Annotated in this window: 13 protein-coding genes; 12 read left to right on the top strand and 1 reads right to left on the bottom strand. The window is 70.2% G+C overall.

The features are described 5' to 3' along the window. Window positions 1-11 precede the first annotated feature (11 nt). The 8 genes from OG329_RS13115 (at window position 12) to OG329_RS13080 (ending at window position 9059) form a co-directional block, all read left to right on the top strand. Window positions 12-1070 carry an ABC transporter ATP-binding protein gene (locus OG329_RS13115; protein WP_405795075.1) on the top strand — a complete coding sequence of 353 codons (1059 nt, stop codon included), beginning with the start codon at window positions 12-14 and terminating at the stop codon, window positions 1068-1070. Then, entirely contained in the window at window positions 1063-2235 is a 1173-nt protein-coding gene (locus OG329_RS13110; protein WP_405795073.1) for an ABC transporter ATP-binding protein, read from the top strand. The genes OG329_RS13115 and OG329_RS13110 overlap by 8 nt, the downstream gene beginning before the upstream one ends. A 170-nt stretch (window positions 2236-2405) precedes the next feature. Continuing rightward, a complete protein-coding gene (locus tag OG329_RS13105) occupies window positions 2406-4040 on the top strand; it encodes an ABC transporter substrate-binding protein (protein WP_405795071.1) in 1635 nt (544 codons plus the stop codon). Between the two features lie 109 nt (window positions 4041-4149). After that, complete coding sequence (locus tag OG329_RS13100) at window positions 4150-5073, top strand: ABC transporter permease (protein ID WP_405795069.1); 924 nt, start codon at window positions 4150-4152, stop codon at window positions 5071-5073. Further along, window positions 5066-6046, top strand: a complete 981-nt coding sequence (locus tag OG329_RS13095) for an ABC transporter permease (protein WP_405795067.1) — start codon at window positions 5066-5068, stop codon at window positions 6044-6046. The genes OG329_RS13100 and OG329_RS13095 overlap by 8 nt, the downstream gene beginning before the upstream one ends. 11 nt (window positions 6047-6057) lie before the next feature. Beyond that, window positions 6058-7041: an ABC transporter ATP-binding protein gene (locus tag OG329_RS13090; protein ID WP_405795065.1), complete on the top strand. Its 984-nt coding sequence runs from the start codon at window positions 6058-6060 to the stop codon at window positions 7039-7041. After that, on the top strand, window positions 7025-8158 hold the full coding sequence (locus OG329_RS13085) for an ABC transporter ATP-binding protein (protein WP_405795063.1): 1134 nt from the start codon (window positions 7025-7027) through the stop codon (window positions 8156-8158). The genes OG329_RS13090 and OG329_RS13085 overlap by 17 nt, the downstream gene beginning before the upstream one ends. A gap of 283 nt (window positions 8159-8441) precedes the next feature. After that, a complete protein-coding gene (locus OG329_RS13080; RefSeq protein ID WP_405795061.1) occupies window positions 8442-9059 on the top strand; it encodes a hypothetical protein in 618 nt (205 codons plus the stop codon). 38 nt (window positions 9060-9097) lie between these two features. On the opposite strand, the gene OG329_RS13075 is transcribed toward OG329_RS13080, so the two are convergent. Next, a complete protein-coding gene (locus OG329_RS13075; RefSeq protein ID WP_405795059.1) occupies window positions 9098-11278 on the bottom strand; it encodes a prolyl oligopeptidase family serine peptidase in 2181 nt (726 codons plus the stop codon). 180 nt (window positions 11279-11458) lie between these two features. Here OG329_RS13075 and OG329_RS13070 point away from each other — a divergent pair, with 180 nt between their 5' ends. The 4 genes from OG329_RS13070 to OG329_RS13055 all read left to right on the top strand — a co-directional run bounded on the left by OG329_RS13070 (window position 11459) and on the right by OG329_RS13055 (window position 15675). Continuing rightward, window positions 11459-11653, top strand: coding sequence for a hypothetical protein (locus tag OG329_RS13070; RefSeq protein ID WP_147874013.1), 195 nt, complete (start codon window positions 11459-11461; stop codon window positions 11651-11653). 37 nt (window positions 11654-11690) lie between these two features. Beyond that, window positions 11691-12605, top strand: coding sequence for an N-acetyl-1-D-myo-inositol-2-amino-2-deoxy-alpha-D-glucopyranoside deacetylase (gene mshB, locus OG329_RS13065; RefSeq protein WP_405795057.1), 915 nt, complete (start codon window positions 11691-11693; stop codon window positions 12603-12605). Then, complete coding sequence (locus OG329_RS13060; protein ID WP_405795055.1) at window positions 12602-13225, top strand: DUF6113 family protein; 624 nt, start codon at window positions 12602-12604, stop codon at window positions 13223-13225. Before mshB ends, OG329_RS13060 begins: the two co-directional genes overlap by 4 nt. 206 nt (window positions 13226-13431) lie before the next feature. Then, on the top strand, window positions 13432-15675 hold the full coding sequence (locus OG329_RS13055; protein ID WP_405795054.1) for a hypothetical protein: 2244 nt from the start codon (window positions 13432-13434) through the stop codon (window positions 15673-15675). Window positions 15676-15687: the final 12 nt, after the last annotated feature.

The raw sequence follows: 15687 nt of genomic DNA, 5'->3' as shown, positions 1-15687 counted from the left end.
GGAGGGCGTACGTGACCATCATCGAAGAAACCTCAAGTGTCCCGACGCCCCGATCGGGCGACTCGGACGCCACCCCACTGCTCGAAGTGCGCGATCTCCACGTGGAGTTCCACACCCGTGACGGTGTCGCCAAGGCCGTCAACGGCGTGAACTACAGCGTCTCCTCCGGCGAGACCCTGGCCGTGCTCGGTGAGTCCGGTTCCGGCAAGTCCGTGACCGCGCAGGCGATCATGGGCATTCTCGACATGCCGCCCGGCTCCATCCCGCAGGGCCAGATCCTGTACCGCGGGCAGGACATGCTCACCATGAGCAACGAGGAGCGGCGGAAGATCCGCGGCCGGAAGATCGCGATGATCTTCCAGGACGCGCTCTCCTCGCTCAACCCCGTGCTCTCGGTGGGCTACCAGCTCGGCGAGATGTACCGGGTCCACGAAGGGCTCTCCCGCAAGGCCGCCAAGGCCAAGGCCGTCGAGCTGATGGAGCGGGTCAACATCCCGGCGGCGAAGGCGCGGGTCAACGACTACCCGCACCAGTTCTCCGGCGGTATGCGCCAGCGCATCATGATCGCGATGGCGCTCGCCCTGGAGCCCGACCTGATCATCGCGGACGAGCCGACGACCGCGCTCGACGTGACCGTGCAGGCCCAGGTGATGGACCTGCTCGCCGATCTCCAGCGCGAGTTCAACATGGGCCTGATCCTGATCACCCACGACCTCGGCGTCGTCGCCGACGTCGCGGACAAGATCGCGGTCATGTACGCGGGCCGGATCGTGGAGACCGCACCGGTGCACGAGCTGTACAAGCGCCCGGCGCACCCGTACACGCGCGGTCTGCTCGACTCCATCCCGCGGCTCGACCAGAAGGGGCAGGAGCTCTACGCGATCAAGGGCCTGCCGCCCAACCTGCTCAAGATCCCGGCCGGCTGCGCCTTCAACCCGCGCTGCCCGAAGGCGCAGGACATCTGCCGTACGGATGTCCCGGCCCTCGACCCGGTGACCGAGCAGGACGGCACCGAGCTGCCGGGCCGCGGCAGCGCGTGCCACTTCTGGAAGGAGACGATCCATGGCTGAGCCGAAGAAGACGGCCGGCGACCCGGCCGCGGCGGACGCCGCGCCGGTGGTCGTCACCCCCAACGTCACCGAGGTGGCGGAGATCGACGTCGCCACCGAGTCGGCGGCGGTCGCCGCCATCGAGGCGCCGGTCGAGCGCGGGGAGCCGATCCTCCAGGTCCGCAATCTGGTCAAGCACTTCCCGCTGACCCAGGGCATCCTCTTCAAGCGCCAGGTCGGCGCGGTCAAGGCCGTGGACGGGGTCTCGTTCGACCTCTACCAGGGCGAGACGCTGGGCATCGTCGGCGAGTCGGGCTGTGGCAAGTCCACGGTCGCCCGGTTGCTGATGACGCTGGAGAAGGCGACCGCGGGCGAGGTCTTCTACAAGGGCCAGGACATCACCCGGCTGTCGGGGCGGGCGCTCAAGGCGGTCCGCCGGAACATCCAGATGGTCTTCCAGGACCCGTACACCTCGCTGAACCCGCGTATGACGGTCGGCGACATCATCGGCGAGCCCTTCGACATCCACCCCGAGGTGGCGCCGAAGGGTGACCGGCGGGGCAAGGTCCAGGACCTGCTCGACGTCGTGGGACTGAACCCGGAGTACATCAACAGGTACCCGCACCAGTTCTCCGGCGGTCAGCGCCAGCGCATCGGCATCGCACGCGGTCTCGCGCTCAACCCCGAGATCATCATCTGCGACGAGCCGGTCTCGGCGCTCGACGTGTCCGTGCAGGCACAGGTCATCAACCTGATGGAGAAGTTGCAGAACGAGTTCAACCTCTCCTACATCTTCATCGCGCACGACCTGTCGATCGTCCGGCACATCTCCGACCGGGTCGGGGTCATGTACCTCGGCAAGATGGCCGAGATCGGTACGGACACCCAGATCTACGACCACCCGACGCACCCCTACACCCAGGCGCTGCTCTCCGCGGTGCCGGTCCCCGATCCGGAGGCCCGTACCGGCCGCGAGCGGATCATCCTCTCCGGCGATGTGCCGTCCCCGGCGAACCCGCCGTCCGGCTGCCGCTTCCGTACCCGCTGCTGGAAGGCCGAGGACAAGTGCGCCAAGGAGATCCCGCTGCTGGCGATCCCCGAGCGCTTCGTCACCTCGACCACCCCGGCGGCGCACGAATCGGCCTGCCACTTCGCCGAGGAGAAGGACGTCATCCACGCCGGGTGACACACCGCTGAGTGCCGTTCAGTGAACGAGGAGAGGCCCGGACCGTACGCGCGTACGCGGTCCGGGCCTCTCGCTGTCCGTCTCCCCGCACGGGGGCCCAATAAATGCGCGACATCTGAAAGGGAGTGATATTTGGGCCTAAGCGACATTCAGGACTCAGGAGGAACTCCATGCGCGGAGCCACGCACGCCAAGTGGGCCGCAGGTGCGCTCGCCGTCGCCCTCACGGCGACAGCCTGCGGCGGCGGTGGGAGCGGCAGCGGTGGCGGGGGTGGCACCGACGGGGTGCTCAGCTCGTCCTGGGGTGACCCGCAGAACCCGCTGGAGCCCGCCAACACCAACGAGGTCCAGGGCGGCAAGGTCCTCGACATGGTCTTCCGGGGACTGAAGCGGTACAACCCGAAGACGGCCAAGGCCGAGAACATGCTCGCCGAGAAGATCGAGTCGACCGACTCGACCAACTTCACCATCACCGTGAAAAGCGGCTGGACCTTCAGCAACGGCGAGAAGGTCACCGCGAAGTCCTTCGTCGACGCCTGGAACTACGGCGCGAACCTGACGAACAACCAGCGCAACGCCTACTTCTTCGGCCAGATCGACGGCTACACGGCCGTCCACCCCGACTCGGGCAAGCCCACCGCCACCACGCTGTCCGGCCTCAAGGTCACCGGCCCCCAGACCTTCACCGTCAAGCTGTCCCAGAAGTTCTCCACCTGGCCGGACACCCTCGGATACGCCGCCTTCGCGCCGCTGCCCTCCGCGTTCTTCACGGACCACGCGGGCTGGCTCTCCAAGCCGGTCGGCAACGGGCCGTACACCATCGACTCGTACACCAAGGGCTCGCAGATGTCCCTGCGCAAGTGGGACAAGTACCCGGGCTCCGACAAGGCGCAGAACGGCGGCGTGGACCTCAAGGTCTACACCGACAACAACACCGCCTACACCGACCTGACGGCCGGCAATCTGGACCTCGTCGACGACATCCCGGCCTCCCAGCTCAAGAACGCGCCGGGCGACCTCGGATCGCGCTACATCAACACCCCCGCGGGCATCATCCAGACCCTCGCCTTCCCGTTCTACGACAAGGCATGGAACACCCCGGGCGCCGTGAAGGTCCGCACCGGTCTGTCGAAGGCGATCAACCGCAAGCAGATCACCGAGACGATCTTCCAGAAGACCCGTACCCCGGCCACCGACTGGACCTCCCCGGTGCTCGGCACCGCGGGCGGCTACAAGGCGGGCCTGTGCGGCACGGCGTGCGACTACGACCCCGCCGCCGCGAAGAAGCTGATCGCCGACGGCGGCGGCCTCCCCGGGGGCAGCGTCCAGATCACGTACAACGCGGACACCGGCTCCCACAAGGACTGGGTCGACGCCGTCTGCAACAGCATCAACAACACCCTGGGCAACGACCGGGCGTGCGTCGGCAGGCCGATCGGCACCTTCGCCGACTTCCGCAGCCAGATCACCGACCAGAAGATGCCCGGTCCCTTCCGGGCCGGCTGGCAGATGGACTACCCGCTGATCCAGAACTTCCTCCAGCCGCTGTACTACACCAACGCCTCGTCCAACGACGGCAAGTGGACCAACGCCGAGTTCGACAAGCTCATCAACCAGGCGAACGCCGAGACCGACACCCAGACCGCGATCAAGAAGTTCCAGCAGGCCGAGGGCGTCGTACGGGACAACATGGCCGCCATCCCGCTCTGGTACCAGAACGGCAGCGCCGGCTACTCGGAGCGGCTGAGCAACGTCGCCCTGAACCCGTTCAGCGTGCCCGTCTACAACGAGATCAAGGTGAGCTGACGCCGGAGTCGTCAGGCCCGGCGCACCCCGCGCGCCGGGCCGCACCCTTCCCCCGCCAGGCCCCGGCCACGCCCCCGCCCAGGCCCGACCACGACCCCCGGAGCCCTTCATGGGACGTTATGTGATCCGGCGTCTGCTCCAGATGATCCCGGTCTTCATCGGTGCCACCATGCTGATCTTCCTCATGGTCAACGTGATGGGTGACCCCATCGCGGGTCTGTGCGGCGAGCGGGCGTGCGACCCGGCGACCGCCGCGCGGCTGCGCAGCCAGTTCGGCCTCGACAAGCCGGTGTGGCAGCAGTACCTCACGTACATGGGCCACGTCTTCACCGGCGAATTCGGTACGGCCTTCAACGGCCAGCCGGTCACCGAGCTGATGGGCACGGCCTTCCCGATCACCATCCGGCTGACGATCGTCGCCATCGTCTTCGAGATCATCATCGGCATCACGCTCGGCGTACTCACCGGACTGCGGCGCGGCCGGCCGGTCGACAGCGGTGTCCTGCTGCTGACCCTGGTCGTCATCTCCGTACCGACCTTCGTGACCGGCCTGATCGTGCAACTGCTCCTCGGGGTGAAGTGGAACGTCATCTCCCCGTCGGTCTCCACCGCCGCCCCGCTCGGCGAACTGATCGTGCCCGGCCTCGTACTGGCCTCGGTGTCACTGGCGTACGTCACCCGGCTCAGCCGCACGTCCATCGCCGAGAACACCCGCGCCGACTACGTCCGCACCGCCGTCGCCAAGGGACTGCCCCGGCACCGCGTGATCACCCGGCATCTGCTGCGCAACTCACTGATCCCGGTGATCACCTTCATCGGCACCGACATCGGCGCCCTGATGGGCGGCGCGATCGTCACCGAGCGGATCTTCAACATCCACGGCGTCGGCTACCAGCTCTACCAGGGCATCCTGCGCCAGAACACCCAGACCGTCGTCGGCTTCGTGACGATCCTCGTCATCATCTTCCTGCTCGCGAATCTGCTGGTCGACCTTCTCTACGCCGTACTCGACCCGAGGATCCGCTATGCCTGAGCCCCAGCCCCCGAAGGACGAAGGAGCCATCGCCCCCACCGGCGCCGGCGGCTCCATGGACCTCGCCGCCGGCGACGGCACCCGCCTCGAAGGACTCGACCAGGGCGACGGCAAGGGGCCCGACGACAAGCCCCGCAGCCTCTGGTCGGACGCCTGGCGCGATCTGCGCCGCAACCCGGTCTTCATCATCTCGGGCCTCGTCATCATCTTCCTGGTGATCATCGCCATCTGGCCCCAGTCGATCGCCTCCGGCAACCCGCTCTCCTGCGACCTCTCCAAGGCCCAGCAGGGCTCCCAGCCCGGCCACCCCTTCGGCTACACCGCCCAGGGCTGCGACGTCTACACCCGTACCGTCTACGGCGCCCGCGCCTCGGTCACCGTCGGCGTCTGCGCCACCCTCGGCGTCGCGCTCGTGGGTACCGTGCTCGGCGGTCTCGCCGGCTTCTTCGGCGGCTTCTGGGACGCGATCCTCTCCCGCGTCACCGACATCTTCTTCGGCATCCCCGTGGTGCTCGGCGGCCTCGTCCTGCTCTCCGTGGTGACCAGCTCCACCGTCTGGCCCGTCATCGGATTCATGGTGCTGCTCGGCTGGCCGCAGATCTCCCGGATCGCCCGCGGCTCCGTCATCACCATCAAGCAGAACGACTTCGTCCAGGCGGCGCGGGCGCTGGGCGCCTCCAACCCCCGGATGATGCTGCGCCACATCCTGCCCAACGCCGTCGCGCCGGTCATCGTGGTGGCGACCATCGCGCTCGGCACGTACATCGCGCTGGAGGCGACGCTGTCCTATCTGGGCGTCGGTCTCAAACCGCCCTCCGTGTCCTGGGGCATCGACATCTCCGACGCGTCGAAGTTCATCCGCAACGCCCCGCACATGCTGCTGTGGCCCGCCGGTGCCCTGGCCGTCACCGTGCTCGCCTTCATCATGCTCGGCGACGCGGTGCGCGACGCCCTCGACCCCAAGCTGCGCTGAGGAGCCGGTCCATGTTGCTCGAAGTGCGCGATCTGCGTGTGGAGTTCCACACCCGCGACGGTGTCGCGAAGGCGGTCAACGGGGTCAGCTACTCGGTCGACGCGGGCGAAACACTCGCCGTGCTCGGCGAGTCGGGCTCCGGCAAGTCCGTCACCGCGCAGGCGATCATGGGCATCCTGGACGTCCCGCCCGGCCGGATCACGGGCGGCGAAGTGCTGTTCAAGGGGCAGGATCTGCTCAAGCTCAAGGAGGACCAGCGGCGGAAGATCCGCGGCGCCGACATGGCGATGATCTTCCAGGACGCGCTCTCCTCGCTCAACCCCGTGCTCAGCGTGGGCGCGCAGCTCGGCGAGATGTTCGTCGTCCACCGGGGGATGTCGCGCAAGGAGGCGCGGGCGAAGGCCGTCGAACTCATGGACCGGGTACGGATCCCGGCGGCCAAGGAGCGCGTGAACGACTACCCGCACCAGTTCTCCGGCGGTATGCGCCAGCGCATCATGATCGCCATGGCGATGGCGCTCGAACCCTCGCTGATCATCGCCGACGAGCCGACGACCGCCCTCGATGTGACCGTCCAGGCCCAGGTCATGGAGCTGCTGGCGGATCTCCAGCGCGAGCTGAACATGGGGCTGATCCTGATCACCCACGACCTCGGCGTCGTCGCCGACGTCGCGGACAAGATCGCGGTCATGTACGCGGGCCGGATCGTCGAGTCCGCCCCCGTCCACGGCATCTACAAGGCCCCCGCCCACCCCTACACGCGCGGTCTGCTCGACTCCATCCCCCGGCTCGACCAGAAGGGCCGGGACCTGTACGCGATCAAGGGCCTGCCGCCCAACCTCCAGCGCATCCCGCCCGGTTGCGCCTTCAACCCGCGCTGCCCGAGGGCGCAGGACATCTGCCGTACGGATGTGCCGCCGCTGTTCGAGGTCGACGCGAACCGGCACAGCGCGTGCTTCTTCTGGAGGGAGACTCTTGATGACGTCGAGGTCTGAGTTCATGTCCGAGACCACGTCCGATCCCATTCTCCAAGTACGCGACCTGGTCAAGCACTTCCCGCTCACCCAGGGCATCCTCTTCAAGAGGCAGATCGGCGCGGTCAAGGCGGTCGACGGCGTCTCCTTCGATCTGGCGGCCGGCGAGACGCTGGGCGTCGTGGGCGAGTCCGGCTGCGGCAAGTCGACCGTCGCGCGGATGCTGGTTAACCTGGAGCGCCCGACCGCCGGCGAGATCCGGTACAAGGGCGAGGACATCACCCGGTTGTCGGGGCGGGCGCTCAAGGCGGTCCGCCGGAACATCCAGATGGTCTTCCAGGACCCGTACACCTCGCTCAACCCGCGTATGACGGTCGGCGACATCATCGGCGAGCCCTTCGACATCCACCCCGAGGTCGCGCCGAAGGGGCAGCGGCGGCGGATGGTGCAGGACCTGCTCGACGTGGTCGGGCTCAACCCCGAGTACATCAACCGCTATCCGCACCAGTTCTCCGGCGGTCAGCGCCAGCGCATCGGCATCGCACGCGGACTGGCGCTGCGGCCGGAGATCATCGTCGCCGACGAGCCGGTATCGGCGCTCGACGTGTCCGTGCAGGCGCAGGTCATCAATCTGATGGAGAGGCTCCAGAACGAGTTCGACCTCAGTTACGTCTTCATCGCGCACGACCTGTCGATCGTCCGGCACATCTCCGACCGGGTCGGCGTCATGTATCTCGGGCGGATCATCGAGATCGGCACGGACACCCAGATCTACGACCACCCCACCCATCCCTACACGCAGGCGCTGCTCTCCGCGGTGCCGGTGCCCGATCCGGAGGCCCGCGCCGACCGCGACCGGATCATCCTGACCGGTGAGGTGCCCTCGCCGGCGCATCCGCCGTCCGGCTGCCGCTTCCGTACGCGCTGCTGGAAGGCCCAGGAGCGGTGCACGCTGGAGGTGCCGCTGCTGGCCGTGCCCGCGGTCTTCCGGGGGACGCGGGGGCCCGCGGAGCACGATTCGGCGTGCCATTTCGCCGAGGAACGCCAGGTGGTGCCGGCCACGGGTGGGCCCACCGAGGCGGGCGGGGCGGACGGCGAGGGCGGGGCGCAGGGTCCGGATCCGGACAAGGAGATGTGATTGAGACGTCAGGTCCGTTGACACGCAGGAAACTTCACCGAAGTCCCACCGATATACTCACGGGTCACATTGGTCGACGTACGGCCGTGCGGGTGCCGTTGGACCGGCCGGGATCCTGAGGTCCCGGCCGGTCGCCCCCGGGGCGTTCAGCCGGGACCATCGCACACGTGATACTCACCCGCGGGGCCCGGATCACCGGGTCGGTGCTGTGCGCCGCGCTCGCCGTCGTCACCGCCGCGTGGATCGTGCGCGACCTCACGGTGACGGACCATCCCGTGGGTCTGTGGTGGTTCTGGGCGGGCCGGAGCGACGTCCAGGCGTCGGCCCCGCCGGTGACCTCGCTGCTCGACCCCGTCCTGCTGGTCGTCTACGCCGTCGTGGCCGGCACCGTCCCGCGCTCGGCGGTCGCCGTTCTGCGCTGTTCGCCACCGGTGTCGTCACGTCGGCCGTCCGGCTGCCCGGTCTGTGGGTGCTCGGCTCGTCGTGGATGGACGGCCGGGCCCCGGACGGTCCGCGTACCCGCGCGCTGCTCTGCGCCTTCGCCGTCCTCGGGGTGGCTGGCGCGCTGTTCGGCACACCGTTCTCGCGGCCGCTCGGCATGGTGGCCGCCGCGCTGCTGGTGGGGGTCGGCGGCGCGGCTCCGGCGACCGCTGTGCGGTACGAACAGCTCGACCGCTTCGGCGAGTTGACCACCGTCGGACAACTCTCCCTGGCCAGCCTGCTGTTCGGCCTCGGCGCGGACTGCCTGGCGCTGTTCGCGCTCGCCCGCGCGGGCGAGGAGGACATACCGGGGGCCGGGCCGTACGGGCCGTACGGCCCGGCGTGGGGGCAGCCCGTGGGCCAGGGCGGCAGCGGCGGGTTCGGGCCGCCGCCGCCCTCGTCGCCGCCGCCCGATTGGTGAGGGATCAGGCCGGACGCTCTCCCTTACGGGCCCGGCGCCTACGCCGTCCCGAGCGAACGCTTCAGGAAGTCCACCTGGAGCAGCAGCAGATTCTCCGCGATCTGCTCCTGCGGCGTCATGTGCGTCACTCCGGTGAGCGGCAGCACCTCGTGCGGCCGGCCCGCCGACAGCAGCGCCGACGACAGCCGCAGCGTGTGTGTCATCACGACGTTGTCGTCCGCCAGACCGTGGATGATCATCAGCGGCCGTGCCGGGCTCGCCGGCTGCGACAGACCGTCGTCCGTGACCAGCGAGTTGGCCGCGTAGACCTCGGGCGCCAGCGCCGGATCGCCCAGATAGCGCTCGGTGTAGTGGGTGTCGTACAGCCGCCAGTCGGTGACCGGGGCGCCCGCGATCGCCGCGTGGAAGACGTCGGGGCGGCGCAGCGCGGCGAGCGCGGCGAGGTAACCGCCGTACGACCAGCCGCGGATGGCCACCCGCGACAGGTCCAGCGGGAACCGCTCGGCGAGCGCCTGGAGTGCTTCGATCTGGTCGTCCAGGGTGAGCGGCAGATTGTCCTTCACCGCCTTCTCCCAGTCGGGGGAGCGGCCCGGACTGCCCCGCCCGTCCGCGACGACGACGGCGAATCCCTGGTCGGCGAACCACTGGGACGTGAGGTACGGATTGTGCGCGGCCAGCACGCGCTGACCGTGAGGTCCCGCATAGGGATCCAACAAAACTGGAAGCGGACCATCCGGCTCCCGGTACTCCGTGGGCAGCAGAACGGCGCACGGAATCCGATGTGCGCCCCCCTCCGTGAGCTGCACGCGCGGGACGATGCTGGGCTGCTGGGCGTACGAGGCGACGACGGCGAGCTGTTTACCCTCCCGCAGCACCCGCACCACCGTCCCGCTGACGTCCGGCCGGGCGGACGCCGTCACCAGCACGCCGCCCGCGCGGACGGCGGTGTGCACGCCCGCGCCCTCCGAGACGCGCTCGGGGCCCCACGAGGCGGCTTCCCCGCCCGCGCCGTCGTCCCCGTAGGGGACACGGTAGACATGGATCTCACCGGTCTCGGGCTCCCTCGCGCCCGCGCCCGCCGCCGCCGACACCAGTACGTCCCGCTCGCCGATGTCGAGCACCGCCCGCAGTTGCAACTCCGGCCCGGTCAGTGCCCGGTCGCCGACGAACAGCACCCGCGCGCCCTCCTCGCCGTCCGGGATGTCCACGACCCGCACGATGTCGCCACCCGGCGTCAAGGCCGGTACACCGGAGAACAGTTCAAGCCATACCGGGTCCGTCTCCTCGTACACAAGCCGCGTCTCGCCGGTCGACGTGTCGACCGCCAGACAGCGCTGTTCGCGCTGGTCCCGCGCCTGGACGAGCAGCAGCGGTTCGCCCGCCGACGACCAGTGGACGGCCGCGAGATACGGCGACCCGGCCCGGTCCCAGACCACCTCCGTACGCGAACCGTCGAGGCCGATCAGGAAAAGCCGCACGTCAGCGTTGGGTGTGCCGGCCGCGGGATAGGCGATCGTCGACGGTTCGCGGTCCGGGTGCGCGGGGTCGGCGATCCACCAGCGCCGGACGTCCGCCCCGTCGACCCGCGCCACCAACAGCCGGTCCGACTCGGGCGACCACCAGAAACCGCGCGAGCGGGCCATCTCCTCGGCGGCGATGAATTCGGCCAGACCGTAGGTGATCTGCTCATCCTCCGGGGCCGCCAGCGCACGGTCGCCGCCCCCTTCGGCGTCCGTCACCCGCAGCGTGCCCCCGGCCACATAGGCGATGTGCCGCCCGTCCGGCGACGGCCGGGGGTCGATCACCGGTCCCGGTACGGGCAGTTCGCGTGTCGTCCCGGCGCGCAGCTCGGCGGTGAACAGCCGCCCGGACAGGGCGAAGGCCGCCAACTCGGCGGCGCCGTCCACCGCGTAGCCGACGATGCCGGCCGATCCCTCGCGGCTCCGCTCCCGGCGGGCGCGCTCCTCGGCCGAAAGCTCCTCAGGGGTGCCCGCCAGCAGGGCCTGCGGGTCGGCGGCGATCCGCTCGCGCGCCGTATCCGATCCGTCGTCGAGATCGAGCACCCACAGCCGGTTCGTACGGTCCGTTCCCGAGGCGGACCGCAGGAAGGCCACCCGCGAACCGTCGGGGGACACCGTGAAGGCGCGCGGAGCACCGAGCGTGAACCGCTGGGTCCTTGCGTACTGGCGAGGAAAGGAGAGTTGTTGCCTCGTGGTCATACGACCGAACCTAGCGTCCGTCCCAGGCGTTCGTGCGCCCCCGTGTGCTGCCGTGCACCGATCGATGCGTTCGGCCGGATAGTTATGATCCATAGCGCCAAGTGGGTATGTACCCGCAGGCACATGCGTGTTGCCCGTCCCGATCGAATATCCGCCGAACATCTGTGGAGGTGAACCGCCGTGGCACTCTCGATTTCGGCGGTGGTGCTGCTGGCGATCGTTGTCTTCCTGTTGGTCCGGAAATCCGGGCTGAAAGGTGGACACGCGTTGGTCTGCGTGTTACTCGGTTTCTATCTGGCCAGCTCCTCGGTGGCCCCGACGATCACCGAACTGACCTCCAACGTGGCGGGGATGATCGGCGACATCCAGTTCTAGGGTCGGCCCGCCGGACCCGGGCTCGTACGCTGTGCGTATGACCGATCTTCCCGAGCGTCGTCTGCTCCTGGTCCACGCGCACCCCGACGACGAGTCGATCAACAACGGCGCCACGATGGCCAGGTACGCGGCCGAGGGCGCCCGGGTCACCCTGGTGACCTGCACATTGGGGGAGGAGGGCGAGGTCATCCCGCCCTCGCTCGCCCATCTGGCGCCCGGCGGTGAGTCGACGGGCGTCTTCAGCGTGCCCGGACAGGCCCTCGGAGCCCACCGCGAGGGTGAACTCGCCGAGGCGATGCGGGAGCTCGGCGTGAGCGACCACCGGCTGCTGGGCGGCCGGGGGCGGTTCCGGGACTCCGGGATGATGGGCTTCCCGCAGAACGACCGTGAGGACGCCTTCTGGGGCGCGGACGTGGACGGTGCCGCCGCGTATCTCGTAGAGGTGATCCGTACCGTACGGCCGCAGGTGCTGGTCACCTACGACCCCCACGGCGGCTACGGCCACCCCGACCACATCCAGGCCCACCGCGTCGCCACACGCGCCGCCGAGCTGGCCTCGGAAGCCGCCTTCCGGCCCGGACTCGGGGCTCCGCACACCGTCGCGAAGATCTACTGGAACCGGGTGCCGCGCTCGGCCGCCGAGGAGGGCTTCGCCCGACTGCGCGCTTCCGGGGCGGACTTCGGGGGCGTGGCGGCGATCGAGGACGTCCCCGGTGTGGTGGACGACGGCGAGATCACGGCGGAGATCGACGGGACGGCGTACGCGGCGCGAAAGGCCGCGGCGATGCGCGCCCATGAGACCCAGATCGTTGTGGACGGAGCGTTCTTCGCGCTCTCCAACGGTCTCGGACAGCCGCTTTTCAGTACGGAGTACTACCAGTTGGTGCGGGGCGCCTCCGGCGCGGACGCGGGCGTACGTGAGACGGATCTCTTCGCCGGGGTGGGCGTGTGAGCCGGCGCGAGGGCGCGGGCCGCGCGGGCCGCCCGAAGGCGACGGGCGGGTCGAAGGCGGCGAGTGGGTCGAAGGCGACGGGCGAGGCGAAGGCGACGGGCGAGGCGAAGGCGACGGGCGGGGCGAGCGGTGGTGCGCGTGCGGGTGCGACCCGTGCGGGTGCCGAAACTCGTGCGGGTGGTGTGACGGGCGGTGCCACGGGTGCGGGCGCGGCGGGGCGGGGCGAGCCCGGCGGCTGGCTCGCGACGCCGCTGAGACCCGGCCGCGTCGCCGCGTATCTCGGTCTCCTGGTCCTCGGGGCGGTGGTCGGCACGGCGGGCGCGCTCGTCCAGGCCGGCTGGTTCCCCGGCGGTCTGCTCCTCGCGCTGCTCGCCGCGGCGGGCCTCTTCTACGGAGGCAGGACCGTGACCGGAACCCCTCTCGGCGTCGGGGCTCCCGCCGCGGGCTGGCTGATCGCCGTGATTATCCTGAGTCTCGGCCGTCCGGAGGGCGACGGGGTTTTCGCCGCGGGTGTGGGACCGGTCCTCTATCTGCTCGGCGGTGCGCTGGTGGCTGTGATGTGTGCCACCATGTCGCGGTCACCGCAACCGGCCGCCGAGTCCGGCCGACTTGGAAAGTGACGCGCCCGTCCAGTACCCCTCGGCCCGAATTGACCCCCTCCGTACGGTCGGTGGAATAAACGCTTCCCCCGGTCGTCGGGTGTGGTCCGGCGCAGGACAGTATGGTGGTGCGCGCTCCGGGCCGTCCCCTGGCCTCCGGCTTGGGGGACCCACACAGTTGAGTACCAGTAAGAACGGGCGGCGGAGCCAACCCGGGAGAACTTGCTTTGAGTCGTGAAACTGACAGTTCGTCCTCCGGGCCCCAGGGGCGCGGCGGAGCCGCGTACCCCTCGGGGACACCGCCGTACGGATCCCGCCAGTATCCGTCGCCGCACCCTGAGCAGGACGCTCCGGAGGAGACAGCCCTGGCCCCGGCCCAGCCGGACGAGCCCAAGACCGAGACCACGCTGACCACGCGCATCCGGATCAACATCCCGGGTTCGCGGCCGATTCCGCCCGTCGTCATGCGTACGCCCATGAGCGACACCGACAGCGGTCCGTCCGCACCGGGCGGACCGGCCGGTCCGCCCGCGCAGTCCGGCCGGGGCGCCGACGACACGGGAGGCGCGCCGCGTTCCGGCGCCGCACCCGACGCCGGTGTCCCCGACGAGGACGCCTCGGCGGCCGACAAGCCCGCCACGAGCGACTGGTTCGCGCCGCGCAAGCCCCCCGGTGGGGGCACGCTCGGCGGGGCGATGGGCGCGGGCGCCGCCGTGACGGCCCCCGGCCCGACCGTGCCCGGACCTGGTCCCGGGGCGGACGGCGTGCCCGGTCCCGGCGGCGTCGGACGCGCCGACCTGCCGTACGGCTCCGACAGCGGACCGGACACCCGGGGCGGTGCGGGCGCGGCGCGCCCGCCGGCCTCGGGAGGCAACGCCTTCATGCCGCCCGGCAGCGGCGGCACGCCCGCGTTCGGTACCGGCGCGCCCGACGGACCGACCGCGGGCCCCGCGAGCGGCACGTCGTCGCTCGCCTTCCTCGACCTGCCGCCGGGCGCCGACCTGGGCGCTTCGGCGGGGCCGACCGGACCTGCGGGAGCCGCGGGAGTTTCCGGGGCCGGGGCCGGGGTCGGGGCCGCCGCCGGACCGGCCGGTCGTGACGACCGGGACGACCGCGGCGGCCGGCCGCGCATGTCCGACGACACCGCCATACTGACCCCGCAGCAGCACGTCCCCGAGCCCGCGAGCGGGCCCGGCACCCATGTCTCGGGCGACACGCTCACCAGCGGTATCCCGGTGGTGCCGTCGGAGAGCCGCGCGGCGTTCCCGTCCGCCGGTTCCCAGACGGGCCCGGTGCCACGCGCCGACCTGTCCGGCGGACAGCTCCAGGACGGCCAACTGCCCGCGCCTCCCGGCCCGTCGGCCGGCGGCCCCCGGACGGCGGGGCCCTCGTCGCGCAACGCGGGCAACCCCGCCTTCTCGCCGCCGGACTTCCCCGGCCCGCCGGGACCGGCGTCCGGCACGCCCGCGGGCCCCGGCTCGGCCCCGGCACCCGCGCGGACGACGAGCCCGCCTCCTAAGAAGAAGGGCCGCTCCAAGCTGATGGGCGCCGGCGTGGGCATCGTCACGCTGGTCGCGATCGCCTACGGCGCCGGACTGCTCCTGAACCACTCCGACGTACCCAAGGGCACCACCGTCCTCGGGGTGGACATCGGCGGCGGCACCCGCGACGACGCGGTGGACAAGCTGGACTCGGCGCTCGGCAAGCGCTCGACCGCACCGCTCCAGCTCTCGGTCGGCGGCAAGAAGGAGGAGCTGGGGCCCGACAAGGCGGGGCTCAGCCTCGACAGCCAGGCGACCGTCCGCAGCGCGGCGGGCAGCGACTACAACCCGGTCTCCGTGATCGGCTCACTCTTCGGCGGCGAACGCGTCACCGAGCCGGTCATCCCGGTCGACGAGGAGAAGCTGCGCGTCGCGCTCACCGACCTCGCGGGCGACTCGGGCTCGGCGGCCGACGGCACGATCAAGTTCGAACCGGGCAAGGCCGTCGCCGTACCGGGCAAGCCGGGCCAGTCACTCGATGTCGAGCGCTCGATGATCTCGGTACGCGACGCCTACCGCGCCCAGGTCGAGACGGGCAAGCCCAACAGCGTCGAACTGCCTGTCAGCAGCCGGGAACCGACGATCGATCAGACCGAACTCGACCGCGCGATGAAGGACTTCGCGGAGCCGGCGATGTCGGGTCTGATCACGATAAAGGCGGGCGGCAGGCAGATTCAGTTCGGCCCCGACCGGTCACTGCCGCAGATCCTCTCCATGAAGGCGATCGACGGGAAGCTGGTCGAGGTCTACGACAGGAAGGCGATCGAGGAGCTGCTGGACGGCGTCTTCGAGGGCCTGACGATCACCAAGGCCGACGGCAAGGAGCATCCGCTGTCGGCGGCGGACGTGGCGCAGGCGATGCAGAAGCCGCTGCTGGGCAAGACCCCGGAGGAACGCACCGCGGAGATCGACCTCGACCCGCAGGGTTAGACGTCTCTCAAG

This window comes from Streptomyces sp. NBC_01506 (assembly GCF_045040295.1).
Classification (GTDB): Bacteria; Actinomycetota; Actinomycetes; order Streptomycetales; family Streptomycetaceae; genus Streptomyces.
The sequence above is the reverse complement of the archived record's forward strand: the minus strand, read 5'-3'. Positions and strand labels throughout refer to the sequence as shown.

Excerpts from the sequence above, each read along its gene's own strand:
- OG329_RS13110 (WP_405795073.1), top strand. The coding sequence starts at position 1,063 with ATGGCTGAGCCGAAGAAGACGGCCGGCGACCCGGCCGCGGCGGACGCC.
- OG329_RS13105 (WP_405795071.1), top strand. The coding sequence starts at position 2,406 with ATGCGCGGAGCCACGCACGCCAAGTGGGCCGCAGGTGCGCTCGCCGTC.
- OG329_RS13100 (WP_405795069.1), top strand. The coding sequence starts at position 4,150 with ATGGGACGTTATGTGATCCGGCGTCTGCTCCAGATGATCCCGGTCTTC.
- OG329_RS13095 (WP_405795067.1), top strand. The coding sequence starts at position 5,066 with ATGCCTGAGCCCCAGCCCCCGAAGGACGAAGGAGCCATCGCCCCCACC.
- OG329_RS13090 (WP_405795065.1), top strand. The coding sequence starts at position 6,058 with ATGTTGCTCGAAGTGCGCGATCTGCGTGTGGAGTTCCACACCCGCGAC.
- OG329_RS13085 (WP_405795063.1), top strand. The coding sequence starts at position 7,025 with ATGACGTCGAGGTCTGAGTTCATGTCCGAGACCACGTCCGATCCCATT.
- OG329_RS13075 (WP_405795059.1), bottom strand. The coding sequence starts at position 11,278 with ATGACCACGAGGCAACAACTCTCCTTTCCTCGCCAGTACGCAAGGACC.
- mshB (WP_405795057.1), top strand. The coding sequence starts at position 11,691 with ATGACCGATCTTCCCGAGCGTCGTCTGCTCCTGGTCCACGCGCACCCC.